This is a genomic window from Marinobacter sp. V032 (assembly GCF_052645435.1).
Map to the genome: position 1 here is coordinate 2,336,855 of NZ_JBQXYE010000001.1, position 26,665 is coordinate 2,363,519.

The 26,665-nt window shown below is 54.6% G+C and carries 20 protein-coding genes; 17 read left to right on the forward strand and 3 right to left on the reverse strand.

All coding sequences use genetic code 11. The features are described 5' to 3' along the window. The first annotated feature begins 57 nt into the window (after nt 1-57). From ACUN9X_RS10650 to ACUN9X_RS10705, 12 genes are all read left to right on the forward strand, one after another. The gene (locus tag ACUN9X_RS10650; protein WP_445473031.1) at nt 58-2,646 is read left to right on the forward strand and encodes a VWA domain-containing protein; all 2,589 of its coding nucleotides are present in this window, start codon (nt 58-60) and stop codon (nt 2,644-2,646) included. A 173-nt stretch (nt 2,647-2,819) separates the two neighbouring features. Further along, the gene (locus ACUN9X_RS10655) at nt 2,820-3,662 is read left to right on the forward strand and encodes an AAA family ATPase (protein ID WP_260035498.1); all 843 of its coding nucleotides are present in this window, start codon (nt 2,820-2,822) and stop codon (nt 3,660-3,662) included. A gap of 28 nt (nt 3,663-3,690) precedes the next feature. Then, nucleotides 3,691-4,869 (forward strand): vWA domain-containing protein, encoded by a 1,179-nt coding sequence (locus ACUN9X_RS10660; protein ID WP_260035500.1) that lies wholly within the window; start codon nt 3,691-3,693, stop codon nt 4,867-4,869. 558 nt (nt 4,870-5,427) lie between these two features. Then, nucleotides 5,428-5,937 carry an AraC family transcriptional regulator gene (locus ACUN9X_RS10665; RefSeq protein ID WP_445473032.1) on the forward strand — a complete coding sequence of 170 codons (510 nt, stop codon included), beginning with the start codon at nt 5,428-5,430 and terminating at the stop codon, nt 5,935-5,937. 11 nt (nt 5,938-5,948) lie between these two features. Further along, nucleotides 5,949-7,778, forward strand: coding sequence for a hypothetical protein (locus ACUN9X_RS10670; protein ID WP_445473033.1), 1,830 nt, complete (start codon nt 5,949-5,951; stop codon nt 7,776-7,778). Next, a complete protein-coding gene (locus ACUN9X_RS10675) occupies nt 7,775-10,645 on the forward strand; it encodes a tetratricopeptide repeat protein (RefSeq protein WP_445473034.1) in 2,871 nt (956 codons plus the stop codon). The genes ACUN9X_RS10670 and ACUN9X_RS10675 overlap by 4 nt, the downstream gene beginning before the upstream one ends. Beyond that, the gene (locus tag ACUN9X_RS10680) at nt 10,623-11,288 is read left to right on the forward strand and encodes a tetratricopeptide repeat protein (RefSeq protein WP_445473035.1); all 666 of its coding nucleotides are present in this window, start codon (nt 10,623-10,625) and stop codon (nt 11,286-11,288) included. The genes ACUN9X_RS10675 and ACUN9X_RS10680 overlap by 23 nt, the downstream gene beginning before the upstream one ends. Next, on the forward strand, nt 11,288-11,710 hold the full coding sequence (locus tag ACUN9X_RS10685; RefSeq protein ID WP_445473036.1) for a hypothetical protein: 423 nt from the start codon (nt 11,288-11,290) through the stop codon (nt 11,708-11,710). The genes ACUN9X_RS10680 and ACUN9X_RS10685 overlap by 1 nt, the downstream gene beginning before the upstream one ends. Nucleotides 11,711-11,743: 33 nt before the next feature. Beyond that, a complete protein-coding gene (locus ACUN9X_RS10690; protein WP_445473037.1) occupies nt 11,744-12,385 on the forward strand; it encodes a MotA/TolQ/ExbB proton channel family protein in 642 nt (213 codons plus the stop codon). A gap of 28 nt (nt 12,386-12,413) precedes the next feature. Next, nucleotides 12,414-12,998, forward strand: coding sequence for an ExbD/TolR family protein (locus tag ACUN9X_RS10695; protein WP_445473038.1), 585 nt, complete (start codon nt 12,414-12,416; stop codon nt 12,996-12,998). Continuing rightward, complete coding sequence (locus ACUN9X_RS10700; protein WP_260035514.1) at nt 12,995-13,501, forward strand: ExbD/TolR family protein; 507 nt, start codon at nt 12,995-12,997, stop codon at nt 13,499-13,501. The genes ACUN9X_RS10695 and ACUN9X_RS10700 overlap by 4 nt, the downstream gene beginning before the upstream one ends. Further along, nucleotides 13,494-14,516: a TonB family protein gene (locus tag ACUN9X_RS10705; protein ID WP_260035516.1), complete on the forward strand. Its 1,023-nt coding sequence runs from the start codon at nt 13,494-13,496 to the stop codon at nt 14,514-14,516. The genes ACUN9X_RS10700 and ACUN9X_RS10705 overlap by 8 nt, the downstream gene beginning before the upstream one ends. Nucleotides 14,517-14,570: 54 nt before the next feature. Here the strand turns inward: ACUN9X_RS10705 and ACUN9X_RS10710 are convergent, their stop codons facing one another. Together ACUN9X_RS10710 and ACUN9X_RS10715 are read right to left on the reverse strand one after the other, a co-directional pair. Then, a complete protein-coding gene (locus tag ACUN9X_RS10710; RefSeq protein WP_260035518.1) occupies nt 14,571-15,068 on the reverse strand; it encodes a MaoC/PaaZ C-terminal domain-containing protein in 498 nt (165 codons plus the stop codon). A gap of 77 nt (nt 15,069-15,145) precedes the next feature. Beyond that, complete coding sequence (locus ACUN9X_RS10715) at nt 15,146-16,138, reverse strand: alpha/beta fold hydrolase (protein ID WP_445473039.1); 993 nt, start codon at nt 16,136-16,138, stop codon at nt 15,146-15,148. Between the two features lie 449 nt (nt 16,139-16,587). Between ACUN9X_RS10715 and ACUN9X_RS10720 the strand changes: the two genes are divergently transcribed. From ACUN9X_RS10720 to ACUN9X_RS10730, 3 genes are all read left to right on the forward strand, one after another. After that, nucleotides 16,588-18,267: an AMP-binding protein gene (locus tag ACUN9X_RS10720; RefSeq protein WP_445473040.1), complete on the forward strand. Its 1,680-nt coding sequence runs from the start codon at nt 16,588-16,590 to the stop codon at nt 18,265-18,267. Nucleotides 18,268-18,428: 161 nt separating this feature from the next. Next, nucleotides 18,429-22,367, forward strand: a complete 3,939-nt coding sequence (gene hrpA, locus ACUN9X_RS10725) for an ATP-dependent RNA helicase HrpA (protein WP_445473041.1) — start codon at nt 18,429-18,431, stop codon at nt 22,365-22,367. A 243-nt stretch (nt 22,368-22,610) separates the two neighbouring features. Further along, nucleotides 22,611-23,732, forward strand: coding sequence for a beta-ketoacyl-ACP synthase III (locus tag ACUN9X_RS10730; protein ID WP_445473042.1), 1,122 nt, complete (start codon nt 22,611-22,613; stop codon nt 23,730-23,732). Between the two features lie 53 nt (nt 23,733-23,785). Here the strand turns inward: ACUN9X_RS10730 and ACUN9X_RS10735 are convergent, their stop codons facing one another. Further along, entirely contained in the window at nt 23,786-24,193 is a 408-nt protein-coding gene (locus tag ACUN9X_RS10735; protein ID WP_260035526.1) for an acyl-CoA thioesterase, read from the reverse strand. A 113-nt stretch (nt 24,194-24,306) separates the two neighbouring features. Between ACUN9X_RS10735 and ACUN9X_RS10740 the strand changes: the two genes are divergently transcribed. Then, nucleotides 24,307-25,071: an MlaA family lipoprotein gene (locus tag ACUN9X_RS10740; protein ID WP_445473043.1), complete on the forward strand. Its 765-nt coding sequence runs from the start codon at nt 24,307-24,309 to the stop codon at nt 25,069-25,071. A 74-nt stretch (nt 25,072-25,145) separates the two neighbouring features. Next, nucleotides 25,146-26,630 (forward strand): DUF3336 domain-containing protein, encoded by a 1,485-nt coding sequence (locus ACUN9X_RS10745; protein WP_445473044.1) that lies wholly within the window; start codon nt 25,146-25,148, stop codon nt 26,628-26,630. The last annotated feature ends 35 nt before the right edge of the window (nt 26,631-26,665 follow it).

The following is a 26,665-nucleotide window of genomic DNA, read 5'->3' on the forward strand; positions in this document are numbered from 1 at the left end:
TGCGCTCAAGGAGCTGTCAAAAAGCGCGTTTAGCGGCTCCACAACAAGAAGAGACTTATGATAACTGTCCAAAGCCCCCGCATTATTTCTTCCTACATCCTGTTGTCCGCTGTCCTGTTGTTCTCGCTCCTTTTTCAGTCCGCGCCCGCTGTCGCAGCGCCTGAATCAGAGAGCCAGGCACCCGAATTACCCCAATCCCAGGACGTCCGAATCGTTGTTGATATTTCCGGCAGCATGAAAGACAGCGACCCGACGAACCTCCGTCAGCCTGCTGTGCGGATGCTTGCCCGATTGTTGCCTGCAGGCTCGCGGAGTGGTGTCTGGACCTTCGGTCAGTACGTCAACATGCTTGTCGGCATCGAAACGGTGGACGACAAGTGGCGCGAACGGGCAATTAGCCAGTCGGACAAGATCAACTCTGTGGCATTGCGTACAAATATCGGCAAAGCGCTGGAAACAGCGAGTGATGATTTCCTCGGCGATCGTCGGTTCGATAACACCCACTTTATTGTGCTCACCGATGGTGTGGTTGATGTTTCCGCTGACCGTGCCGCGAATGACAAAGAGCGCAAACGTATCCTCAATGATGTGGTGAAAAAGCGCATTGAAAGCCGGGGCGGCACTATCCATACCATTGCGCTTTCAAATCAGGCTGATAGCGCGCTGCTGGAGCGAATGGCGGTCGAAACCGGTGGTAGCTTTTCGGTGGCGACGACGGCGGATGAGTTGAATCAGGCTTTTGCGGCGGCGCTGAACAAAGCGGTTCCGCAGCCTGAGTTACCGATTCGTGACAACGGCTTCCGCGTTGATAAAGGCATTGATGAGTTCACTGCGCTGATTTTTCACAGCGAACCGGGAGCCAGTCTTAGCTTGATCGATCCTGACGGCGACGTACTGGAAGTTGAATCGAAGCCTGACAATGTGAAGTGGGTTCATGAAGCCCCCTATGACCTGATCACGGTAACCAAACCGAAATCGGGTGACTGGAAGATCGATGGAGACCTGGGTGAACAGAGCCGCGTAACCGTGGTTAGTGATCTCAGAATGGCAGTTGCCCCCTTGCCGGCATTTTACTACACCGGACAATCAGTGCATGTGGAAGCGGCATTTTACGAAAAAACAGAGGTTATCACCGATCCTGAATTCCTGAATGTCATTGATGTATCGCTTACGCTTGCCACGGAAGATGGTCGCTCAGGATCCAAGCCACTGTCTCAGGAAACACCACCTAATGACGGCGTTTATCGGGATACCATCAAAAAGCTCAAGCAACCGGGCACTTACGAGCTGAGTCTGGTCGCCGACGGTAAAACTTTCTCGCGTCAATACTCTACCCGCATTGCGCTTCGCCCTCCGGTCAGTATTGAGATCAAGGGGCAGGGCAAGGGCGATAGCTCAAGCTATGACATCCTGGTGCGCCCGGAGCACCCGGAACTGAACATCGAAAATGCCGAAGTAGGGCTGCGTAGCCTGAAAAGTGAAGTTGATGGTGCGGAGGTGCCGTTCGAATCACTGGAATACAATGCCGAACGAGGTGGCTGGTACGGCACCGTTACGCCGGATGCCGGACAGGGTGACTACAGTGTGGCTTTGCGGTTCCGGGGAGAAACTGAAAATGGTGCTCGTCTGAGCTACGTGCCGCAGCCTTATGTTGCCACTTTTCCCCGCTCAGATGCCGCAGCATCGCCTTATGCCTCAATGAGCGCCACGCCGAGTGATGAAGCGGAAATAACCGACGAGTTACAAACCGCGGTGTCAGCTGCGAGAGAAGAAGAAAGCATTGAGCCAGAAGCCGAAGAAACCCCTCCGGTTGCCGTCGAGCCCGAGAGTGCATTGCCTGAGACGGCAGAGCCAGCGGAAGAATCGACAGCCCCGCCAGTTGAAGAGGTCCAGGAGGAAATTGCGCCACCTATTGATATCAGCGAGGCAGCGCCAGCTCAGCCCGAGAGCGCTGCTGTCAGTGAGTCTGACGATACCTCATCGTGGTTGGACACAATTCCTTCATGGATATGGGTGGCTGTAGGCGGCGCTGTGGCGGTTCTGCTGCTCGTTTTTGCAGTTATTCGAGCACGAAAAAAGGACAGTAACGCGTCGGATGAAGCCGCCATGACAAACGCTGAAGGCGAAGAAGAGCCGGTGCTGGAAGACGAGGAGCCCTTGCCCGTGCTTGATGAGTCCACCATCAGTGACGCCGAGGTGCCGGAACTGCAAGACGAGATGCCTGAGCCAGAGCCCGAAGAGCCGGAACTGCCCGTCGCTGAAGACGAAGTACAGGAACCAGAGGCGGATACTGTTGCGCCAGAGCCAGAGCCAGAGCCAGAGCCAGAGCCAGAGCCAGAGCCACTGGCTGAAACGGAACGCGAGCCTCCTGAAGTAGTTGCGGAGCCTGAAATTCCTGAACTCGATATCAGTCAGGAAGATGGTTTTCCGCCCGATACCGAACTCGATAGTGATCATGCCGGACCGCTCACTGACGAAGAGCCACCGGAAGATGAATTCATGCTTGAGGAGTTTGATCTCTCCGATATTGATGATTTGCCGGATCTGGACACGCCTGGAGAGGCCGAGAAAGATGCGGCTGACAAGGCGCCCGACAGCGACAACACCATTGATGAAGACGAAGCCGACAGGAAGGGCGGCGCTTAAGGTGCCGGCAGTTCAGGATACGCCGAACACCCTTGGTTATTTCGGGTGATCCGGTCCGGACGTTTGGCGCTTGATAGGCACCTACGTATACTGGGCGCCCCTTGTTTTCAACAGCGTGCTCCATTGAGTTGACCGTCACGCTGACTTAACCCGATCAGAAGGATAGGAAACTGATGAAGTTCACAGGTACCGACAAGTATGTAGCCACCGAAGATCTGCAAATGGCGGTAAACGCTGCGATCACGTTGCAGCGTCCATTGCTGATCAAAGGTGAGCCGGGCACCGGTAAAACCATGCTGGCCGAGGAGCTTGCAGAAGGTCTGGGAGCGCGCCTGATTACCTGGCACATCAAGTCTACGACCAAGGCTCAGCAAGGCCTGTATGAGTACGATGCGGTTTCGCGCCTGCGAGATTCGCAGCTCGGTGACGAGAAGGTCAAGGATATCGGTAACTACATTGTCAAAGGCAAGCTGTGGGAAGCGTTTGAAGCTGATGATCAGGTCGTTCTGCTGATCGACGAGATCGACAAAGCTGATATCGAGTTCCCCAATGACTTGTTGCTGGAACTCGACCGCATGGAGTTCTACGTTTACGAGACGCAGCAGAAAGTTAAGGCCGAGAAGCGCCCGATCGTGGTGATCACCAGTAACAACGAGAAGGAGCTACCGGATGCTTTCCTGCGTCGTTGCTTCTTCCACTACATCACCTTCCCGGATGCGGAGACAATGAAGAGCATTGTCGATGTTCACTTCCCCAATGTGCAGCAGAACATTGTCCGTGATGCTCTTGAAGTCTTCTTCGACGTGCGCAAAGTGCCGGGCCTGAAAAAGAAACCCTCCACATCCGAACTGGTCGACTGGCTGAAGCTGTTGATGGCCGACGATCTGTCGGCAAAAATGCTGCACGACCGTGATTCTGCATCTGCCTTGCCTCCACTTTACGGCGCGCTCGTTAAAAACGAACAGGATGTTCATCTGCTGCAGAAACTCGCCTTTATGGCACGTCGCCGGAGTTGATTTCGACGTTTCAGGTGAGGAGGGCACTATGCTGATTGATTTTTTCATGGAGGTGCGCCGGGCGAAAATCCCGGCCAGCCTGCGTGAGTATCTGGACCTCGTAAATGCGCTGGAGCATCGTCTGGCATTTGCCGATATGGAGGAGTTTTATTATCTCTCCCGGCTATGCCTGGTAAAAGATGAGCGACATTACGACAAATTCGACCGCGCGTTCGATGCCTACTTCAAAGGCATTGAGAATCTTGATGAACTGATGAGTCAGTTGATACCCGAAGATTGGTTGCGTGCCGAGTTCGAGCGGCAGTTGAGCGAGGAAGACAAAGCCAAGATCGAGTCACTGGGCGGGCTCGAAGAGCTGATTGAAGCCTTCAAGGACCGTCTGGAAAACCAGAAAGAACGCCATCAGGGCGGTAATCGTCAGATCGGTACGGGGGGCACCTCGCCGTTTGGCGCCAATGGTTACAATCCCGAGGGCTTCCGGATCGGGCAAAAAGACGGTCGCCATGGTCGGGCAGTCAAAGTCTGGGAAAAGCGTGGATTCAAAGACCTGGACGACAGCATCACGCTGGGTATCCGTAATGTCAAAGTAGCGCTGCGACGACTCCGTAAATTTGCTCGACAGGGGGCCGCAGATCAGCTCGACATGGATGACACCATAAGGTCGACTGCACGCAATGCGGGCTACCTTGATCTGAAAATGGTACCGGAGCGGCACAATTCGGTAAAAGTGCTGATTTTCTTTGATGTCGGCGGGTCAATGGACCCACACGTCCGGGTCTGCGAAGAGCTGTTCTCAGCGGCCAGGATGGAATTCAAGCACATGGAGTACTTCTACTTTCATAATTTTGTTTATGAAAGCGTTTGGAAGAACAACGTGCGCCGCATGAACGAAACGACCAGCACCTTCGATATTCTCCATAAATATACACCAGACTATAAGGTGATATTTGTCGGCGATGCGAGCATGGCGCCGTATGAGATTTCCCATCCCGGGGGCTCCATTGAGCACTGGAATGAAGAAGCCGGTGCCGTCTGGTTCCAGCGTATTCAGGATCACTTCCGAAAGGTGGTATGGATGAATCCCTTACCGGAGAGCTATTGGGGCACCGGGGGATCGGTGGGTATGACGCGTCAGTTGACGTCAGATCACATGTACCCGCTGACCGTAGAAGGTCTCGAATCCGCGATGCGTTACCTCAGTAAGTAATATGTTCTGATTGTTCGGCCCGTCGATCGTGGCGGGCCGCACTGCTATTGTTGAATAAGCCTTCCTTTGCCGACACTTTCGCTAATGCTTAATGGCGTATAAGCGCCCACCTCTCGATATTCCTTTATCGCTTTTACTGGCGGTGCCTATAAAAAGGCCGACGCGGTTGAGGCGCGCCGGCGAAGCTCGGCATATCGAACGGCTTCGTCTTCGTTGAAGAAGTGCACCGCATATCAGATAAAGCAGACTCTCGGCCATGATCAATAAACTACCGAAATAACAGTCATGTAGCGTATTTTTATTTTAATATGAGCATCTATTGGCAGATGGCGGCGCGCTCGTGTGTAAACCCCCTCGACGGAACGGGTATTCGAATTTCGATTTGGTGATCTGGGTACCGTTTCAGCACTTCGCTCAGTGGTAGTCTTCCTTACAGTTGCTTACACGCCCTTTGCACACGGTTACCAAGGGCGAAACTGTCGCCAAACAGTTCAGTGTAGGCGCCGTATCCAGGAAGGGTGCGGTTGTTATACCCCATGGGTTACCAAGAGGCTTTTCATGCGTTTGTCCGCTCTGTTTCTCCGTGCATTATTGATCAGTGTGCTGTCGGCTCCGGCGATGTCAGATTCCCTGAATAGCGACATAGCGGAACTGAAAGGTGAAGTCGCTGCGCTCAACCACTCTCTGTTTGAACTCGAGGAAGACATTCTTCATCCGGCCAATACTCAAGTGGCTGTTTACCTCTCATTTGCTGCCCGCGAATACTTTGTTCTCGATTCCGTCGAGCTGTCGATTGATGGTCATCCGGCTGTTTCCCATCTCTATACGGAGCGCGAACGTCAGGCATTAAAGCAGGGCGGAGTGCAGCAGTTGTATCTGGGCAATCTTTCTGCCGGTGAGCACAAAATCGATGCCGTATTCAACGGTCAGGGCGCCAACGATCACTACTATCGCAAGGATGCGAGCTTCAACGTTCAGAAAACGGGTGAGAAGGCCCAGTACGAATTAATCCTCGATGCCAAGGCGCCGGCGTTTGAGCCGGCTTTCCGCATCAAGGAATGGGAATAGGCGCTTCTTTGATGTCTGGTGTCACTCCCTTTGTTTTTCGTCTCGCTCTTGTACTTGCGGGCTCTCTGCTATCAGCAGGCATCTTGGCCGGCGACAAACCGGAGTCGATCAGGGTGGGCCTGGCTCAGTATGCATTGGTGGTGGGTAAACCCACTGATGCACTGCATTGGGTTTATGGGCTGCAGTCGGATGAGGCAGGACTTGTTCGGGGTCAGGCATACGCTGATTTGGGGCTCCCTGCGCGATCAGAAACAGAACTTGAATCCCGGATCAAGGGCGATACACCGGCCAACGCAAGCGCGCGGCTGACATTAGCGAAGGAAAAGCGTCAACTCGGCAAACAGGACGAGGCACTGGCGCTGTTGAAGCAATTGCACCGCTCTCAGCAGGGTGCCGTTGGTCAGGAGGCAAGTTTCCTGCTGGCGGAAAATGCAATTGCCTCGGGTGAATTCGATCTTGCTGGCAAAGTGCTCGGTGCCTCTACGGGAGGGTACTGGACAGCGCTGGGCTATCTCAATCTGGCCACCGCCTATGCCCGGCAGGATAAGGATACGGCACGCAGCCTCATCGCCTTGCGGGTGGCCAGATCAATGCTCGACGACAATCCGGATGCCGGGCTGACCGAGTTGATTCAGCGAATTCAGATCACCGCCGGTTATCTGGCGTTGCGCAGTGACGATCCTGAGAAGGCCATCAGCTTTCTCAACAAGGTCGCCCTCAAAGGATACCGAACCCCTCAGGCACTCTATCTCCACGGCCTCGCAGAAGCCCAAAAGGAAAACTATCGCGCTGCCATGCAATCGTGGCATCGGGCCCGCAAATTTCCGCTTGGTTTTCCCGGGGCAGCCGAGGCGTGGCTTGGCATGGGGCGCGGTTATGACGAGTCGGGTTATCTCGGGCTCGCCGGGGAAGCCTATCTCGCAGCGATAGCGGCCTTTCAGGGCGAAGTGGTCACGCTTGATACTTTGATGAAACAGATCCGGCAAGAGGGCGGATACCATTCAATGGTGCTCTCGGCCCGCTCGGAAGATGTCGAGTGGTTTCTTGCTGATAGCAAAACCCTGACCCAGCCCAGACTTGCATACCTTATGCATTTCATGGAGGGCGCCAGCGCCCAGAAAGCCGTACGGCGAGTGGCCTCACTTGATGCTATGGAGCATGAATTACAGTCCCGCAGTGCTGACCTTGTCGTGTTTCGCCGCATGCTGGAAAACCGGCTGCGCACGGTCAGTAGTGCCTCGGGGGCAGGCGACCTCGAGCAGCTCGGCCAGAAAATTGAAGTGCTCGCCGACCGGGAGACCGCATTGCGCACACGGCTGAATGCAGCTGAAAGCGGCGATGGGGCAGCCATCGCAAGCGGTGAGACGGCAAAGAAACTTGCACAGGTGCGTGCGCTAAAAGCCAAGGGGAATCTGACCGCTGAAGAGTCAGCACGGGTTGAACGTCTTGAAGGTGTGCTGAAATGGCAGGCGCAGGAGCAATATGATCTCGCGCGTCGCGAGCACGAAAAAAATCTGGACGTTATTGCCCGTTCTCTTGCTGCAGCAAGATCTGGATACGACAAATTCGAAAGTGAACGGCGATCGGCACCTGACAGGTTCAGATCGCTACTAGGGCGCGTTGACTCAGCTCAAAAAGACGTAGACCGAAAACTGGAGCGACTGGCAACAGTCAAGCAACGTAGTGAAGAGGTCCTGGATGCGGCATTGCTTGAATTTCTGCAGGAACAGAGCCGTGTCATGACCGCCCACCTCGACCGCAGTGAACAGCAAATCGCCCACCTATACGAATACCTCGCGGTCTCCAGTGCTACCGGCCAGAAGCAGGAGGCAAGCCAGTGAGGCGACTGATCGCAAGGTCCATCCTGATTGCCCTGATAGCCACTGGCGCCAGTGCGCAGGAGTCTGGCGGGAACTTTCAGATTAATCTTGGAGAGGATGGCAAAACTATCGGTGAAATGCGGCCGGTATTCCTTGAAATGTCCTCGCAGGCGCTTCCTGCGATCTCTTTGAAGGAAGTCGCCCGCCGATACCAACGGCTGTTTGAGGAGTCTGAAGAACCAGAGGTTCGAATTGACGCTTTGCACCGTCTCACCAATCTGCATTCCATTGGTGGTGAAGGGCTTGATCTGTCGCCGGAGCAGGAGGAGGTCATCTATCGCGAAGCACTCAAAAGCTACGAGATGATCGTAAAGGCAGGGCGTTATCAGGGCAGACTCGACGAATTGCTGTATCAGACAGCCAAAGCCTACGCTTTTATTGGCAACGACGAGCAGTCCGTCCAGCGACTCAAGCAACTTGTGGGCTTGTACCCGACATCAAACCTGGCACCTGAAGCCCGTTTCAGGATTGCGGAATCCGCCTTCTCTGAGGAGCACTTCAGTGAGGCCGAGCAAGCCTACGCCCAGGTTATCGGATCAGATGCCCGAGCTGATCTGCAGGGCAAGGCTATCTACATGAAAGGTTGGAGCCAGTACAAGCAGGATAAGCTTGGTCAGGCGAGCCACACTTTTCTGACCGTGCTTGATGACTACTACGCTCAATCTGACGGCTTTACGGCGTTGGATGGGGGAGCTGAGGCACTGGTTAACGATACTTTCCGGATTCTCGCCCTGATGGCGTCTCGTACCGGTGGTGCGGCTGCAATTGATCGCATGATTGCCGCGGAAGGGGGCAAGCCCTATGACTACTTGTTGTACGACCGGTTGGGAGACTACTACCTGGCGAATGAGCGCTATACCGACAGTGTTCAGGTCAATCAGTATTTTATAGACAACAATCCTGCCCATCCGCGGGCGCCCGCAATGAGAGCGCAGATTGTTTCGGTCTGGGAAGCTGGTGGGTTTGCTGCCGAAGCAAGAGCGGCGCGTACCGATTTTGTGGCGGCCTACGATCAGCCCGCAACCTATGGCGGGCTTTCAGAACCTGAGCAGGCTCAGTGGCGCAGCCTGGCCGATCAGGTCGGCTCATCCCTATATGCTGAGGCCCAGGCGACAGGTAGTCCATCCCCTGAGGTAACCAGCACCTTCGCATCAGCAGGTGTCATATATGATCGTCTGGCGGATGTGAGTAGCGGAATCGAAGCGCCTCAAAAAATTGGAGAACAGCGACGGCTTGCGGGTGATGCCTGGCTTCAGGCAGGCAGAGAACAAAGGGCCATTGAAGCATTTGAAAAGGCGGGCTACGAACAGCCTGGATATGACGGCGCTGCAGATTCCGCTTGGGCGGCAGTTGCTCTTTATCAGGCATCGGCGCGTCAATCCGTTGCGGAAGCAGGTTCCGTTGAGCCACTTGATGTGATGGTGGCAGCCCTCGACAGGTTCGCCACGGCCTACCCTGGTGATAGCCGTTTGCCCGCTGCCGAGGCGGATCTGGCCAACCAACTACTCACTGCTGGCGACAATCCGCGGGCACAGCGCTTTGCCGAGGCTGCAGTCGCACACCCGAAAGCAAGCTACAAAACACTGCTGGCAGGCTGGCTGGTAATAGGACAGACGGAGTTTGACGCGTCGCATTACGATAAATCAGAACAGGCGTATCGACAGGCGCTTGCATCGGTAAAAGCAGATTCGAACGTAAAGCCAGAACGCGAAGCTGAAATCCGTTCACAACTCGCGTTGAGTATATACCGACAGGGTGAAGCTGCAGCCCAACAGGATGAGGTGGACGCCGCTGTTGGGCATTTCCAGCGGGTTGCCGGGGTTGGCGGCGAGCAGGGGCTCACGATAGGGGCGGCGCTTGAGGCGTCAGTTGTGCTTCTAAAAGCAGAGCGTTGGCAGCCCGCTATCGACCAGCTTCAGGATTTTCGATCGCGCTATCCAGAACAAGCCCAAGCCAACAATGTTGATGAAAAACTTGTATACGCCTATAAAGCATCGGGCCAATACGATCTCGCGGCCAACGAAATTCTGGAGCGCTCGGCTGATAGCGCCGATCCCTGGCCGGCCCGCATTATGGCAGCGGGCTTGCTTGAGCAGGCAGGAAGCAACGGGCGCGCAAACATGATTTACGGTGATTACCTCGATCAGGCCAGCGACCCGGCTTCAGCTGAGGAACATGCCCGACAGCAGTCATTACGCCAAAAGCTGATAGAGGCGGACGGCGTCAATATCCCAAGCCCCCGGTTGGAGTCTTTGGTAGACACCGAGCTTGCAAGCGAGTGGCACTCAGATAAAACGCTGACCTGGGCTGCAGCAGCAGCGTTGGTGCTTGCAGCCGATGAATCCAGTCGTTATGCCGATATCCGGCTTACGCTGCCACTGAGCCAGACTCTGGCTGCAAAAAAAGCTGCACTGCAGAAAGCGCTGGATCGTTATCAGCAGGCAGAGTCGCTCGGTGGGAGTGAGGTCAAATCGCAGGCTTTGTTTGGTCGGGCTGAACTCTACCGCGTTCTGGCGCGGGACGTGATGTCCTCAGAACGCCCCTCTAACTTGACCGAGCTGGAGCTGGCGCAATACGACGTGCTGCTGGAAGAGCAAGCCTATCCTTTTGAAGAAAAAGCAATCGATCTCCATGCAGCCAATCATCAGCAGATTGCATCCGGAGTCTATAACGACTGGGTTCAGAAGAGTATGGATGCGCTGGCGGCGCTCTATCCGGCACGTTACAGCCGTGAATCCCACTGGATGCCATGGAGCGGCGACAGCGCGCATTCGGCCAATAGCATCATGACGGAGGAGGTGATGCATGCATCAAATTCGGGGTCGTAAGTGCTTTATTGGTGGCCACTGCGCTGACGCACTCAAGGCTGCGGCGATGGGCCTTGTGGTGCTTGTTTTCGCCGGTTGCGCGGCGGGGCCTTCACCGCAAAGTGGTGATGCAACAACTGAAGCAACTGCGGCTGCTACCGCGGCTAAGGTGCGTCCGGAGCCGGCAGCAATGACCCCGGTTCAGCAAAAGCAATATGACGAAGCGCGCCAGCGTGCTTCCTCCGGTCAAACGGAAGAAGCCATTGTTATTTTGGCTGCATTGCAGGCTGAGCGCCCTGATCTCGCGGCTGTGTCGGCGCGGCTGGCCTGGCTGCAACAACAGCACGGCAATGTTGAACAGGCTATTGAATTGAATAAAGAGGCGCTGGACACGGATCCAGGCAATGAGATGGCGACCAATAATCTTGCGTTGTTGTTACAGTCGAAGGGAGAGTTCAAGCAGGCCCGTGAATACCTGGATCAGGGGCTGAGCTGGCATCCTGATTCACCAAAACTGCACTACAACCTGGCTATCCTGTCGGAGCTTTACCTCCTGGATCTGCCGTCAGCCTTGCAGCACTATCAGCGTTATCAGACCCTGGAGCCAAACGGCAGCGAACAGGTTAAGGGTTGGATTGCTGACTTGCAGAGGCGCCTTAACTGATGAGTTTGAATCAAATTCTGTTAAATCAGCGGAGTGCCAGAACCCCGGGCCATTTCCTTGCGCTCGATCGCGTTTTTCACAGGCTGTTACTGGCATGCTTGCTGTCAGTTTGGGTCACAGGCACCCCTGCGGTGGCCCAGGAAGCAAACGCTAACGCGCAGCCGCGTGAGTCGGCCGGAGCACCCGTTGCCCAGCCGGTTGCCCTGACAGTAGAAGGCATTTCGGTGCGGGCCAGTGACGACTATCCCCGGGTGCTTAATATTTTGCCCTGGCAGGCACCCTCGGTTTCAACCCGTTCTCGGGATCCGTTGAGTATGGAGCCGTCAGGACTGCTCGATCCGGTTGATCCCGTTGTTCTGCAACGTCATCAGCAATTCAGAAAAACACTGGATCCGTTAGCTGAGCCAGTGTCTCAGCCATAATCGATAACATCAGCAAACCCCCGGAGCAACGTCATGCTTGATACTCTTATCCGCTTTTTCCAGAACGGCGGCGCCTTTATGTACCCAATCGCGGTGGTGCTGGTGATCGGGTTGGCGATTGCACTGGAGCGCTTTATCTATCTGGGGAAAGTACGCCGTTCAAACCGCGCCGCCTTCGAGCAAGGGATTTTGCCTTTGCTACGCAAGCATGACTATAAGCGGGCAATGCAGGCTGCCAATAGCTCTGACAGCGCAATTGCTTCAATTCTGGGAGCAGGTATCGCCCGATTGCTGGGGAATCACCGTCGAGAGGAGGTGGAGTACGCGATGGAGGAGGGCCTGATGGAAGTGCTGCCAAGACTGGAAAAGCGCACTCAGTATCTTGCTACGCTGGCGAACATCTCAACACTTCTGGGGTTGCTTGGCACCATTATCGGGCTTATTGCGGCGTTTACAGCCGTAGCCAGTGCGGATCCGGCAGAAAAGGCGTCGTTGTTGTCCCAGAGTATCTCAGTGGCGATGAACACCACTGCCTTCGGCCTGATGTCCGCGATTCCGCTACTGATATTTCATGCGTTGCTGCAAACCCGAACCAATGAACTGGTGGATAGTTTCGAGATGGCGGGCGTGAAATTGCTCAACACCGTGTCCGGTCAGGCATCAACGCCGCTCTGATGACGGTCACGACCCGGAGCCACAAAGCATGAGACGCAGACACCGTCGGCTGCACACCAGCCCGGAACTGGATATCACCGCGTTCATGAATCTGATGATCGTGCTGGTGCCCGTACTGTTGCTGGGCATGGTGTTCACCCAAGTGCGAATGATTGATCTGGATTTCCCGGGAATGGCGAGCGGGCAAGCGCCTGATCCTGATGCATTTCAGCTTGAGGTGTTGCTGGTGCCAGCCGGGCTGAGGGTTGCGGACTCAGAGCGCGGATTAATCAAGCAGTTGCCAGTGAGCGCAGGAGGTGACTATGACTTTAGCGGTCTCCAGGCGGTGCTTAAAGGCATCAAAAGCCGTATGCCTGAAAAAACCGATTTAACCTTACGCGTAGCGCCCGACATTGATTATCAGGTACTGATCAAGGTGATGGATGCTGTGCGTTCCTATCCTGATGTCATCGCTGCAAGTGTGGTTCAAGCCGAATTGTTTCCAGACGTGGCATTGGGTGATGCACCTGAGAATGCCGAACTGTCACAGGCGGTAGACGTTTTACAGGGCAGGGCTGGTGGCCAAAACATTGCGCTGTCAGGGTTAGCCGGTACGGTGGAGGTCGCACGATGAAAACCTCACGGCGAGCCCAGCGAATGCAGCGCCACTATGGCCGAATGCACCGTGCGGGTGGGCTGAACCTGGTGTCGTTGATGGACATCTTTACCATTCTGGTTTTCTTCCTGATGGTGAACTCGTCCGATGTAAAAGTGATGCAGCAATCCTCTGACGTGGCATTGCCAAAGTCTTCGTCCGAAAAGCCAGGACAGGAAACCCTGACAATTGAAGTCACGACCAAAGCGGTTATGGTCCAGGGACGTCAGGTGGCATCCTTGTCTGATGGAGTGGATGAAAATGGGCACCTCAAAGGCCTGCTGACAGAGTTGAATTACCGAAAAGCCCGACAGGCAGACATTCCGCAAAGCGGCCTCGAAATCACAGTGATGGCCGACAGAAGCACCGAGTACAGGCAGTTACGCCAGATTATGCAGACCTGCGTCGATGCCGATTATCGAAGAATCAAATTAGCGGTAGAGCACCAGCCTGGTGCCGCAGTGGAGGCGGCTAATGGTTGACGGTGCAGTGGCGAAGCCACCCGCCAGGAGCCCTTCGGCACGGGAAAGTGTCAGGCTTGAGATACCAGCGAATACGACACGCCTACCCTGGAGCAGCGAGCCAGGCGAAAGCCGACGCCTGATCATCTGTCTGTTCGTGGTGTTGTTATTAACCGCACCCCTGGCATTAATTATTCCGTTTACTGACGTGCCAGAGCTTGATCGTGAAACGCTGGAGAAAGTGCCGGCTCAGCTGGCCCGCTTGATTGAGGCCAAACCTGAACCAGAGAAACCGAAGCCGGTTCCAGTCGAACCGGTTGCGGAACCGGTCCCTGAGCCAAAGCCGGATCCTGTACCGGAACCTGATGTCGCAAAGGCTCCGGAACCGACCCCAAAACCGGTTAAACCTGCTCCGCCCAAGGAAAATCAGACGGTACAGCAGGCTCGCGAAGTGGCTGCAAAGTCCGGCTTAATGGCGCTTCAGACTCAGCTTTCAGATATGCAATCCATGACATCTTCTGCGCCAGTGCAAAGGATCACGGCTAATGTTGATGATGCGTCCGCGACATCGGTACCTGACCAGACAGCTAAAGCTGATGTGCTTCAGGGTAATGGTCCAGTCAAAGATAGCCGCGGCCCGACTGAGAATGTAGCCGTTGCCAGTCACGACGTTCGCGAAATCGCGGTTGCCAAAGCAGAGCCTGCGCCAAAACCCCAACCAAAGGCAGCCGCTAAAAGCGGGCCTGGTGAGCGCTCTATGGCCAATATAAGAAAGGTGTTTGATCAGCAGAAATCATCACTGTTTTCTCTGTATAACCGGGAGTTGCGGCAGAATCCTATGCTTGCCGGTGAAGTGATGCTGGAAATTACGATTGAGCCCAATGGCCAGGTGTCCCATTGCGAGATCGTGAGTTCGGAGCTGGGCAATACAGCGCTGGAGAGTAAAATAGTGAACCGGGTGCGCTTGTTTAATTTCGGCGCGGCTCAAGTTGAGCGACGGCAGGTCAGATTCCCGATCGACTTCCTGCCGTCCTGAGACGGGTTCAAGGGGCCCTCGCAATACCTACCGTCCCCAGGGCGGCCAGGCTGTTCAGTCTTCGTGCTGTTCGGAATCGAATGATTCGATTGTAATACGCGGAAGTCGGGGGCGGGGCAGCGACAAGCGCTCGGTCGGCGCGATGACCTTGGCTTCGCCTGAGACGACGGTTTGATCATGCTGGTTCACGACGTCGCAGGCAATCGTGACCCGGTTTTTCCGCTCCTTGCTGACAACGCTTAATTTCACCGTCAAAGTGTCATCGAGTTTTACCGGTCGTTTGAAACTCAGGCTTTGCTCGAGATAAATCGTGCCGGGGCCAGGCATGACAGTTGCCAGCGCTGCGGAAATCAGCGAGCCACTCCACATCCCATGAGCGATACGCTCTTTGAACATGCTGTCGGCTGCAAAGTCTGCGTCCAGATGAACCGGATTGACGTCGCCTGAAACGGCTGCAAACAACACCAGTTCGTCTTCGGTGAGGGATCGGGTAAAGCTCGCGGTATCGCCAACATGCAGATCGTCATAAACGATATTTTCGAGAGTTTCCATCAGTCGTTACTTCCTGAACGGTTTGATAGGTAGTGAGATCGATTCGTCGGTTCTGTCCTGACCTGCTAATGATCGGTTCAGGCCGTGTGCCGGCCAAGCCAGTTGAGCAGGGCTTTAATTGTCTCTTCGCGTCTGGCCTCATTGAATGGTTCATGCCGCATGCCCGGCATCACAACACAACTGACGTCGGTGTGGCCAGTTTCGCGATAGGCGCTTGCCAGCCGACGTGGCCCTCGGCCGAACTCACCCACCGGATCTTCATCACCGCTGATGATCAATATGGGTAAGTGAGAGGGAATGCGGGTCAGTGCACGTTTGTTCTGGAGTTGATTCAGCCCGTGCCCAAGGTCGCACCAGAGCTGGTTGGTGCAATCAAACCCGCAAAATGGGTCTTTGATGTAATCCGACACGGAGCTTTCGTTTTGACTCAGCCAGTCAAATTCGGTTTTTGCGCCAGTGACTGTTTTTGCAAAGGCCCCGAAGGTAAGGGCTTGAATGACCCGGCTGGTTTTACGCGGGCCGTTCCATCCCCGAGCAGAGGCTGCGACAGAGCGCAGTGCAGCCAGTTTGAGCTTCTGATCCCGATTTGAACCGGAGAGAATCAGACCGCTGATTGCACTTTTAGGCCCATCGCCAACCAGATAGCCCTGCGCGATAAACGAGCCCATGCTGTGGCCGAGCAAATAGCAGCGAAGCTGGGGGAATTTATCGGCTATCCATTGCTGCACAACGCCAACGTCGCGGGTTACCTTCTTCCACCCGTCAGTATCGGCGTAGTGGCCCCTCTCGCTAGCTTTAGTGTGGGGGCCGTGGCCTCGATGGTCATGGGCAACCACTATGTAGCCTGCCGCATTCAGGTTTGTGGCCAGTGCCTGGTAACGGAGCCCGTGCTCAGCCATCCCGTGGTTTATATGGATCACGCCGAGCGCACTATCGGGATTAATGTCCTGTTGCCAGAGATAGACCGGAATCCGGTGGCTGTCCTCCGACGGTAGCAGCGCATGCGCTGTGCAGGGTTCCCTGTGCTGTGCCTCCGGCAGGGGGCGTTGCACTGTTGTCGATTGATTCACCGGATACCCTGTCTTGATTGTTTTTGAAAGATTACAGGAATCTTATCGGTCTGCCTGTCGCATTCAAGGACATTGAGGTGATTGACAGTGCCGGCAGGAAATTATGTGAACAGTGTCTCCTTTAGTCGTTTAGACGTTCAGGTTAATGCAATGGTCCCGAAGGCGTGTTAGTGGCTACCTCATCCTTGTGAAAACTGGTATTCTCACGTCACTTTTTATGTCGGCTCGTGGTAATGGTGAGTTCAAACCACCCCAGTCACGGAGCCGAATGCAGGCTTGAATAATGATGCTCAGGTCCGCAAAAGTCGAAAGCCAATAAAAAAGAAGCCACAGACACAGAATAGAAATCAGTGCATTAGGCTCGTTGTATATCTCATGATATCGATGCGCATAAGCTGATCAGTACCTGTCGGTCACTACAAGCATAATTGTATACAGGAGATGGTGTGATGGATTTTGAGCAGTTTTACCAGGATAAATATCCACCCGGGGTTAACAACAAGATCGATCTGAATCAGTACGAAAGCATGGTTGATGTTTTCGAACAAGCGGTTAAAAAGTACTCGGATCGCCCGGCATTCAGTGCTGTTGGCGTCACGCTGACGTACCGGGACCTGGATGTTCAAAGCCGTAACTTTGCCGCCTGGATCCAGAACAAGACAAACCTAAAGGCAGGCGACCGCATTGCCGTCCAGATGCCTAACCTGACTCAGTATCCAGTCGTGGTTTTTGGTGCGATGCGCGCGGGGCTGATTGTTGTTAATACCAACCCTCTTTATACCCAGCGCGAAATGGAGCACCAGTTTAACGATTCGGGTGCCAAGGCGCTGGTGGTATTGGCCAACATGGCGGATAACGCCGAGAAAGTACTGCCCCATACCGGTATTGAACACGTTATCGTGACTGAAATTGCCGATATGCACTCGCCAGTAAAGCGCACGCTGATGAACATGGCGGTGAAGCACCTCAAAAAGATGGTGCCGGATTTCAACCTGCCAAATGCCCACAGTCTGCCCAAGGTTCTGAGTGCGGGTGCCAAGTGCAAGTTTACGCCGGCGCAGGTCAAGCGTGATGATATTGCCGTACTGCAATACACCGGTGGCACAACCGGCGTTGCCAAAGGTGCGATGCTGACCCAGGCCAACCTGGTATCCAACCTGCTGCAAACCCGTCCGATGATGGAAGATAACGTTGTAGAGGGTCGGGAGATTGTGATTGCGCCGCTGCCGCTTTATCACATCTACTCGTTTACGCTGAACTGCGGCATCATGATGGAAGCCGGTGCTCACAACGTTCTTATTCCCAACCCGCGCGATATCCCGGGTTTCATCAAAGAACTGAAAAACCACAAGTTCACGTCGTTCCTGGGTTTGAATACCCTGTTTGTAGCCCTGTGCAACAACGCGGATTTCAAGGCGCTTGATTTCAGCAGCCTGAAAATGACGTCCTCGGGCGGCATGGCACTTACCAGCAGCACAGCCAAGCTCTGGAAAGAAGTGACAGGTTGTGAAATCACCGAAGGTTACGGCATGACGGAAACGTCGCCGGTTGTCACGTTTAATCCGCCAAGCGCTATCCAACTGGGTACGATTGGTTTGCCGATCTGCGACACTCTGATCAAAACGCTTGACGATGACGGTAATGAAACGCCGGTTGGCGAGCCTGGTGAGTTGTGCGTCAAGGGGCCGCAGGTCATGAAGGGCTACTGGCAGCGCCCTGAAGAGACCAAGAAAGCCTTCACCGAAGACGGTTTCTATTGCAGTGGCGATGTTGCTGTTATTCAGGAAGACGGTTACATCCGGATTGTTGATCGCAAGAAAGACATGATTATTGTCTCTGGCTTCAATGTCTTCCCGAACGAAATTGAAGATGTGGTGTCCAGCCATCCTCAGGTTATCGAATGCGCCGCGGTTGGTGTTGACGATGAGAAGAGTGGCGAAGCCGTCAAGGTATTCCTGGTCAGCAACTCAACCGATCTTAAAGAATCGGAACTGAAAGAGTTCTGCCGCGAGCGCCTGACAGCCTACAAGGTGCCGAAGTTCTTCGAATTCCGTGATGAGTTGCCCAAGACCAACGTGGGTAAAATTCTCCGTCGCGAATTGCGCGACGAGGAACCTAAGAAGTCCTGATTCAGTTCTGCTGATTAGTAAACCCTGTCCCCGGCGAAACCGGCGACAGGGTTTTTTATTGGTATTAGATACTCAGGTTCCCAAGCCTGTATGTTTGTTATCGTGGCACTGTTTTCCGTATTGTTCTTAGTGTCCATAGTCCGGAGTTGTTCAATCATTTCATGAAAAAGCCGCAAAAAGCCTCCACTCATCCTGCATCTTCTGCCCAGACGACGGCGGGCGGTAACCCGGTTGCTTTTGAATCGCGTTTTGCGAAGGCTTCCCAGCGCCGTGTCGCCCAGGTCAAAAAGCTCTTGGCGCGAAAAAAAGGCAAGCCGGACAACGCCGATCTTGCAAAAATTGACAGCTGGTTGACTGCCGGAGAGCAGGAAGTTGAAGCGCGTCTGGGTTCCCGTCCCAAGATTCGTTATCCCGGCGACTTGCCGGTATCCGAGCGAGTCGACGATATCCGCGAAGCGCTTGATCAGCATCAGGTCGTCATCATTGCAGGCGAAACCGGGTCAGGCAAAACCACTCAGATCCCCAAAATATGCCTGGAAGCGGGCCGGGGTACGCGCGGGATTATCGGCCATACGCAGCCCCGACGGCTCGCTGCGCGGACCGTGGCCTCACGTATCGCAGAAGAAATGGGCGAGCCGGTAGGCGAACACGTCGGCTATCAGGTGCGTTTTACGGACACGACGTCGTCCGATTCCCTCGTCAAGCTGATGACAGACGGGATTCTGTTGGCCGAAACCCAGCATGATCGGTTTCTGGATCGTTATGACACGCTGATAATTGATGAGGCGCACGAGCGCAGTCTCAATATTGATTTTCTGCTGGGTTATTTGCGCAATCTATTGCCGCGTCGTCCGGATCTGAAGGTGGTGATTACCTCCGCGACGATTGAAGTTGAGCGTTTCAGCCGTTTTTTCAACGACGCCCCTGTAATTGAAGTATCAGGTCGGACCTATCCGGTAGAAGTGCGTTATCGGCCCTTGGTCGGCGAGGAAGACGACAAGGATCAGGGCTGGCCGGATGGTGTGGTCAGTGCATTGGACGAAATTGAAGCCCACGAGCGCCAGAATGGCCAGCGCCCTGGTGATGTGCTGGTGTTTCTGCCAGGGGAGCGGGAAATTCGGGAGATGAGCAAGGCGCTACGCCATGCAGAGCTTCGCCATACTGAAGTTGTCCCGTTGTATTCGCGGCTGAGCAATCAGGAGCAGAACCGCATATTCCAGTCCCATGCCGGCAGGCGGATTGTGCTGTCGACCAACGTCGCCGAGACGTCTCTGACGGTGCCCGGGATCCGCTATGTGGTGGATACCGGGGTAGCGCGCATCAGCCGCTACAGTGTGCGCTCAAAAATACAGCGCCTGCCGGTTGAAGCCATATCGCAGGCCAGCGCAAATCAGCGAAAAGGGCGTTGCGGTCGTGTCGCGCCTGGCATTTGCTTCCGGCTTTATGACGAAGCGGACTTCATTAGCCGACCGGAGTTTACCGATCCTGAAATCCTGCGAACCAACCTTGCATCGGTCATTCTCCAAATGTCGGTGTCGGGACTTGGCGAGATAAAGGATTTCCCGTTTCTGGATGCGCCTGACAGCCGACTGATTAACGACGGTTACAAGTTGCTCGAAGAGCTGGGGGCCGTTAGCACCAAACGCAAAGTTAGCCGCCTCGGACGGACTATGGCGAAGCTGCCGGTGGACCCCCGGCTCGCGCGCATGCTGGTTGCCGGCGCCGAACAGGGCAGCCTGGATGAAGTCCTGATTATTATTGCCGGCCTGAGCATTCAGGATCCGCGCGAACGACCACAGGATAAGCAGCAGGCAGCGGATCAGGCCCACGCGCCGTTTAATGACAAGGAATCCGATTTTGCGACACTGGTGAACATCTGGCGCTTTTACGAAGAGCAGCGGCAGGAGATGACCCAAAATCAACTCAAGCGGGTGTGCCAGAAAAACTTCCTTTCTTACATGCGGATGCGTGAATGGCGTGATGTTCACCGCCAGCTTGCATTGGTATGCCGCGAACAGTCGTTGCAGTTGAATGCCAGGCCTGCCAACTACGAAAAGGTCCACTGTGCGATTCTGTCCGGTTTGTTGGGGCAGGTCGCACTCAAACATGAAAAGCGAGAATACCTGGCGACCCGCAACCGCAAAGTCATGCTGTTCCCTGGCTCGAAAGTCGCCAAGGCTGCTCCCAAATGGATCGTGGCGGCAGAAATCGTCGAAACCAGCCGCGTATTTGCACGCATGATTGCAAAGATCGAACCCGAGTGGATCGAGCCCCTGGCTGCTCATGTGCTCAAACGGCATTACTTCGAGCCGCATTGGGAGCGCAAGCGGGCTCAAGTGGTCGGGTTTGAAAAGGTCAGTCTTTACGGGCTGGATATCGTCCCTCGACGCCGAATCGGTTACGCCGCTATTGATCCGGTGGAATCGCGGCAGCTTTTCATCCGCCGGGCGCTGGTGGAAGGGGAGTACGACACCAAAGCACCGTTTATCCGTCACAACCAGGCAGCGCTGGAAAGTGTTGAGGATCTGGAGCGTAAAACCCGGCGTCGGGATCTGCTGGTGGATGAAGACACCCTGTTCGATTTTTACGATCGGCGCATTCCAGCCGACGTGGTCAGTGGGCAGCACTTCGAGAGTTGGTGGAAAGCCTTGTCAGCGTCTGAAGTGAAAGCGCTGGAGCTTACCGAAGATGATATCTACCAGCGGTCGCCCGAAGCCGATACGCATCAGGCTTATCCGGATGAGCTGGCATGGGACGGTGTGCGCTATCCCCTGAGTTATCAGTTTGAGCCGACCGGTGACGACGACGGCGTGACCCTGCAAGTGCCGCTGATGGCGCTAAAGCAGGTTCCGGCGAACCGTGTCGATTGGGTCGTTCCCGGTTTGCTCCGAGACAAATGTATTCACCTGATCAAAGGGCTGCCAAAAGCCATTCGCAGAAACTTTGTGCCAGTGCCTGATTACGTCGATCGGGCGCTTGCGAACATGGTGCCGTCCAATGAGCCGTTGACCGCCATTCTGGCTGAGCAGTTGCGGCGTGATACCGGTATCCGAATCGATCCGGATGCCTGGTCTCAGGAGGCGTTGCCGAACCACCTGAGAATGAACATCCGGGTGGTGGATGATGCCGGCAAGGCGCTGGCTGAAGGTCGCGATGTAAGTGAGCTGCAGGCAAAACTGGAAGCCAGGGCTGAGGCAGCGTTGAGTGACGCCCCGGAAACTCCGGGTGACCAGTTGAGTGACATGCGCTCGCGGGAATGGGCATTTGGCAGTATTCCCGAGACGGTCGAGACCGAGCGCGGCGGGATGCAGGTCAGAGTTTACCCGGCGCTCGAGGATCTGGGCGGAGAGGTGAAGCTGTCACGATTCCTCGATCCTCTGACCAGTCGTAGTGCGAGTGCCCGCGGTGTCGCGCGACTGATCGTGAACCGGTTTGGCTCAACCCTTGACGGTATAGAGCGAAAGCTTCCCGAGTTCAAAGCAGCAGCGTTGCTGTTTGCTCCGGTCGGAAAAGCCAGTCAGCTGCGTGACGATTTGCTGATTGCCTGTGTTATTGATCACTTTCTCGAAGATGATGTTCCACGCAGTGCCGATCAGTTTCAGGCCGTATTTAACGCGCACCGGGGGGATTTTATCCCGTTTCTTGAGGAACGCTCCCGCCTGCTTTACGCGATTCTCAAAACCTATAACCAACTGATGAAAAGTCTCAAAGGAAAGATCCCGCTCTCGCTCGCCAATAGCATGGCAGATGTAAAATTTCAGCTGAGCAATCTGGTGTTTCCCGGATTTTTGGTGGAAACCCCTGCGCAGTGGCTGACAGAAGTGCCCCGGTATCTGGAAGCCGTGTCGGTTCGACTTGAAAAGATGGCCCGCGAAGGCGGTCGTGAGCGGGAGTTTCTGCATCAGTTTGACGGGTTGTGGGCGCGTTACGCCCAGCGTCTTGAGGCCTTGAGAAAGCAGGGGAGAACCGATCCTGAGTTGGTGGTCTATCGTTGGATGCTTGAAGAGTTTCGCGTGTCCTTCTTTGCACAACAACTCGGGACAGCAATGCCGGTCTCCATTCAACGCATCAACAAGCAGTGGGAAAACGTAAGGACTTGATCAGAGGCGCGTTAGGCCTTTAGTCCGATGCTTCAGCGCATCTGTACTATGTTACTATTTGGGGCAGACAATGAATTCCCGGCGCCTTGCTATTGAGTATTTTGGGGCTACCAGAGGAATCACGGGGCAATTGATGGGTTTATCCCCGTGCCAGATTCTGGTGCAGGCACTGTGAGTATCGCCCAAAACACGCACGCCGGATTTCAGTATTGGACAGGGCAACTTTGAACTGCGGGGTTACACGTGACTAAAGCCGTTATTAGCGGGACAGGGCTCTATACGCCACCAGCAACAATTGAAAACGAAGAACTCGTTCAGGCGTTCAATGCATACGTCGACAACCATAATCGGCAATATGCAGATGAAATCGCCAGCGGCGCACGAGATGCGCTCCAGCCCTCGGCACCGGAATTTATTGAAAAAGCATCAGGTATCAAGCGTCGCCATGTGATCGACCGCGAAGGCATCCTTGATCCGGAGCGTCTGTGCCCAATTATTCCCGATCGTCCGAATGACGAGCCCAGTGTTCAATGTGACATGTCGGTGGCGGCGGCCAGAGAAGCGCTGGATCAGGCGGGCAAGAGTGCGGCTGATGTTGATGCCGTGATTGTCGCCTGTTCCAATATGCAGCGCCCCTACCCAGCGATTTCCGTAGAAGTTCAGGCCGCATTGGGTATTGACGGTTTTGCTTATGACGTCAATGTTGCCTGCAGTTCGGCAACCTTTGGTTTGCAGGCTGCGGTGAACGCAGTTGAACAGGGATCAGCCAATGCGGTCCTGGTGATCAGTCCGGAAATCTGTTCCGGCCACCTGAATTTCCGTGATCGCGATAGCCACTTTATTTTTGGTGATGCCTGCACCGCGATTCTGGTCGAACGGGAAGACCGTGTAGCGCCGGGCAAAGGCTACGATGTGCTCGGCACCCGTCTGAAAACCCAGTTCTCCAACAACATCCGTAACAACTTTGGTTTCCTGAACCGCGGTGATGATGCGGGCGTTGGCGCGCCGGACAAGTTGTTTGTCCAGCAGGGCAGAAAGGTCTTCAAGGAAGTGTCGCCGATGGTGGCTGAAACTATTCAGTCGCACCTTGCGTCCGTCGATCTAGCCCCCAGCGATCTCAAGAGGATGTGGCTGCACCAGGCAAACCTGAATATGAACCAGCTCATTGCAAGGCGGGTGTTGGGGCGTGACGCTACCATTGAGGAAGCGCCGGTTATTCTGGATGAATATGCCAACACCAGTTCTGCAGGCTCTATCATTGCTTTCCACCTGCACAACAGTGATCTGTCGACAGGCGATCTAGGGGTAATTTGCTCGTTTGGCGCCGGTTATTCGATCGGTTGTGTGATTATTCGCAAGCGATAGAGCCGGGGGTTTGGAGGCTGGGGAGCTGCGGGATGCAGCAGCTCCCACTCCAATCAGGCAATACCTTTGGCGCGAAGCTTGTCCGGAACAGGCACGGAAGTGCGTTTGCTGTAATCGAACCAGACGATTTTTGCGTATCCTTCCGCATATTTGGCACCCGTCGTTGCGTCAACAACGTCATGCCAGGTCTCGAGGCTGGTATTGCCTACTTTACCTGCGTATGTTTTGACCTCGAGTGTTGCCGGGTAATTCAGCTCTTTCAGGAATGTCGCGCTGGTCGTGACGATAATCGGGCCGATATCGCCCGTTTTCCTGCCCATATTTTCAGAGGCGAGCCAGGTTACCCTTGCTTCCTCGAACAGGCGAAAGTACACAGTGTTATTTGCGTGTCCGTTGGCATCCTGATCGGCCCAACGCAGCGGAATTTGAATGGTATGGACCAGGTTTCCCGGTTCAGACATGATGCATCTCCAGTATTGGCGGTGAATTTTACCTATTGTGGCAGGTTAGCGAAGCGCATAGGATGCGACATTTTTAACGAATCGCCAAAGACATCAGACGTATGGACTCCCTGATGAATAATCTTCAACCGAAAACCAGCCGGGCCTTATTCGGGGCCCTAGCCCTCTCTTCACTGGTTGTCGGACCTACCGCCGGCTATGCTCAGGACTCCCAGCCCCGTGAGGAGTCGGTCGACCCCTGGGAAGGCTGGAATCGTGAAGTCTATGGTTTCAACAAGTTCCTGGATGACTGGTTCCTTAGACCCGTCGCGCAGGGTTACCGCACGGTGACGCCACAGCTCGTCGATCAGGGGGTCACCAATTTCTTTTCCAACCTTGGTGAACTCAAGAACCTGGTTAACAGCCTGCTACAGCTTAAAGGTGAATCTGCTCTGGTAGCGGCAGGTCGTTTTACCTACAACACTACTTTTGGGCTTGGCGGGTTGATCGATGTCGCGACAGTATTTGATCTTCCGGAACGGCCTGAAGATCTGGGTCAAACCTTTGGTTACTGGGGGGTGGGGAGCGGGCCGTATCTTATGCTGCCGTTACTTGGGCCTTCAACGATCAGGGATGCCGGTGGCATAGCGCTTGATCTGACGGTGATGCCCAGTACCTGGGACTATATTGAAGAACCGGACAAATATTACATGCGTGGGTTGCAGCTGGTTGACGTCCGAGCGGACTTGATACCGGCAGAAAATTTTATCTCCGGTGACCAATACATCTTTGTCCGGAACGCTTATCTCCAACGCCGAGAGTTCCTGATTAACGATGGTGAGGTGCAGCCTGATCCCTTTGCCAGTGATGACGAAGATCTTATGCTTGATGATTTTTAGTGCGTCGCTGATCATTCCTCTACGGCATCTGGCCAAAGTGTGATTCAGATGCCGGACTAAACGGAAGGTGAGCCATGTTGAACAGTCGTCTGGAAAAGTTTCGCCGACATCTTCGTGAGGCGCCGACGTATGAAATGTGGAAGGCGGCTGCTCTGGAACTGGATTTTCTGGAGGGGAATGTCGAATGGAAAGAGGAAACCCCTTCCGAGCTCTATCACTACGAGTTGATCTACGAGCGTCTCTCGCATCTTCGTCAGTTTCATGAAAAGCATGAATATGACAAGCTGCGGCGCGCGCTGCGCGAAGGCTTGCATCACGATTTGGGCAATATGGGTAATCCCGCCCTTTACACCCGATCAAGGGTTGGCACGAAGCATCTCATCGAAGAATATATTAATCAGGTCTGTGAATCCCTCGCCTTTATCTGCGACAAGCCGATCCCCGGTTTTGATAACGCTGCCAAATTGCGCTTTTTCCGAGACACGTTGACCAGCTATGGTCGGCCGGCCATGCTGCTGAGTGGCGGTGCGACTCTGGGTACGTTTCACCTTGGGGTAGTCAAAGCCCTGTGGGGCAGAGGGCTGTTGCCGTCAACAATTGCCGGCTCAAGTGTTGGGGCGATCGTCGCAGGTGTTCTCGGTACGCATACTGACGCCGAGATTCCCGAATTGTTCGAGCCTGAAGGTCATGACCTGAATGCATGGAAATGGCACGGCCTGCTGAAAGGCCTGCGGGGCGAAGGTTTCATGGATCAGAAGCAGTTGCGAGCCAATCTGCAGGCCAACATGGGCGATCACACGTTCGAGGAAGCATTCGAGCGAACTGGGCGCTCCATCAACATCTCGGTTTCGCCGGTTCGTACAAATCAGAAAACGCGCTTGCTTTGTGGTTATACCTCGCCGTACCTGATGGTATGGAGTGCCGCTTTGGCATCGGCCGCGGTTCCTGGCATATACCCGCCCGTTACACTGATGAAAAAGGACCTCAACGGGGCTGCGTTGCCTTATCTACCGCGACTGAAATTTGTAGATGGCTCGGTTGTCAGCGATTTACCGATTGAAAGGCTCAAGCATCTTTACGATGTTGACTTCACTATCGTCAGCCAGACAAACCCACATGTTGTGCCATTCCTGAATCGCAAAAGTGCGGAAGAGAAACTGTCGCTACTGAAAATCCCGCTGCATGTGCTCAAGGCCGAAATGCGGTTTCACGGAATGGGCGCGTTTGATTACTTGCGCAAGCGTGTGAGACCGGAAGTAATGCGGCAAATTTCAGGTCATCTCTATACCATTATGGCGCAGCGCTATTCGGGTGATGTGACGATTGCGCCGCATTATACCTGGCGCCACTACACGCAGATGATGTCTAACCCGTCGCCAGAGTTCTTCCGCCAGATGATTCTTGAAGGTGAGCGGGCCACCTGGCCCAAGATTGCAATGATCCGTTCACAGGCCAAGATTGCCAAGACGCTGGAACGTTGTATCGCGCGTACCAAAGACAGTATGGGGTCGCATAAAGGGGATCTTCGACTGGTATCAGCCTCTGATCAGGTGAAATAGCGCCCGCTCGGGAGTAGTGTTCAGTCCGTGATCCT

Bases quoted from the DNA above. Each gene is read 5' to 3' on its own strand.
- ACUN9X_RS10650 (WP_445473031.1), top strand. From the start codon at position 58: ATGATAACTGTCCAAAGCCCCCGCATTATTTCTTCCTACATCCTGTTG.
- ACUN9X_RS10655 (WP_260035498.1), top strand. From the start codon at position 2,820: ATGAAGTTCACAGGTACCGACAAGTATGTAGCCACCGAAGATCTGCAA.
- ACUN9X_RS10660 (WP_260035500.1), top strand. From the start codon at position 3,691: ATGCTGATTGATTTTTTCATGGAGGTGCGCCGGGCGAAAATCCCGGCC.
- ACUN9X_RS10665 (WP_445473032.1), top strand. From the start codon at position 5,428: ATGCGTTTGTCCGCTCTGTTTCTCCGTGCATTATTGATCAGTGTGCTG.
- ACUN9X_RS10670 (WP_445473033.1), top strand. From the start codon at position 5,949: ATGTCTGGTGTCACTCCCTTTGTTTTTCGTCTCGCTCTTGTACTTGCG.
- ACUN9X_RS10680 (WP_445473035.1), top strand. From the start codon at position 10,623: ATGCATCAAATTCGGGGTCGTAAGTGCTTTATTGGTGGCCACTGCGCT.
- ACUN9X_RS10685 (WP_445473036.1), top strand. From the start codon at position 11,288: ATGAGTTTGAATCAAATTCTGTTAAATCAGCGGAGTGCCAGAACCCCG.
- ACUN9X_RS10690 (WP_445473037.1), top strand. From the start codon at position 11,744: ATGCTTGATACTCTTATCCGCTTTTTCCAGAACGGCGGCGCCTTTATG.
- ACUN9X_RS10695 (WP_445473038.1), top strand. From the start codon at position 12,414: ATGAGACGCAGACACCGTCGGCTGCACACCAGCCCGGAACTGGATATC.
- ACUN9X_RS10700 (WP_260035514.1), top strand. From the start codon at position 12,995: ATGAAAACCTCACGGCGAGCCCAGCGAATGCAGCGCCACTATGGCCGA.
- ACUN9X_RS10705 (WP_260035516.1), top strand. From the start codon at position 13,494: ATGGTTGACGGTGCAGTGGCGAAGCCACCCGCCAGGAGCCCTTCGGCA.
- ACUN9X_RS10710 (WP_260035518.1), bottom strand. From the start codon at position 15,068: ATGGAAACTCTCGAAAATATCGTTTATGACGATCTGCATGTTGGCGAT.
- ACUN9X_RS10720 (WP_445473040.1), top strand. From the start codon at position 16,588: ATGGATTTTGAGCAGTTTTACCAGGATAAATATCCACCCGGGGTTAAC.
- hrpA (WP_445473041.1), top strand. From the start codon at position 18,429: ATGAAAAAGCCGCAAAAAGCCTCCACTCATCCTGCATCTTCTGCCCAG.
- ACUN9X_RS10735 (WP_260035526.1), bottom strand. From the start codon at position 24,193: ATGTCTGAACCGGGAAACCTGGTCCATACCATTCAAATTCCGCTGCGT.
- ACUN9X_RS10740 (WP_445473043.1), top strand. From the start codon at position 24,307: ATGAATAATCTTCAACCGAAAACCAGCCGGGCCTTATTCGGGGCCCTA.
- ACUN9X_RS10745 (WP_445473044.1), top strand. From the start codon at position 25,146: ATGTTGAACAGTCGTCTGGAAAAGTTTCGCCGACATCTTCGTGAGGCG.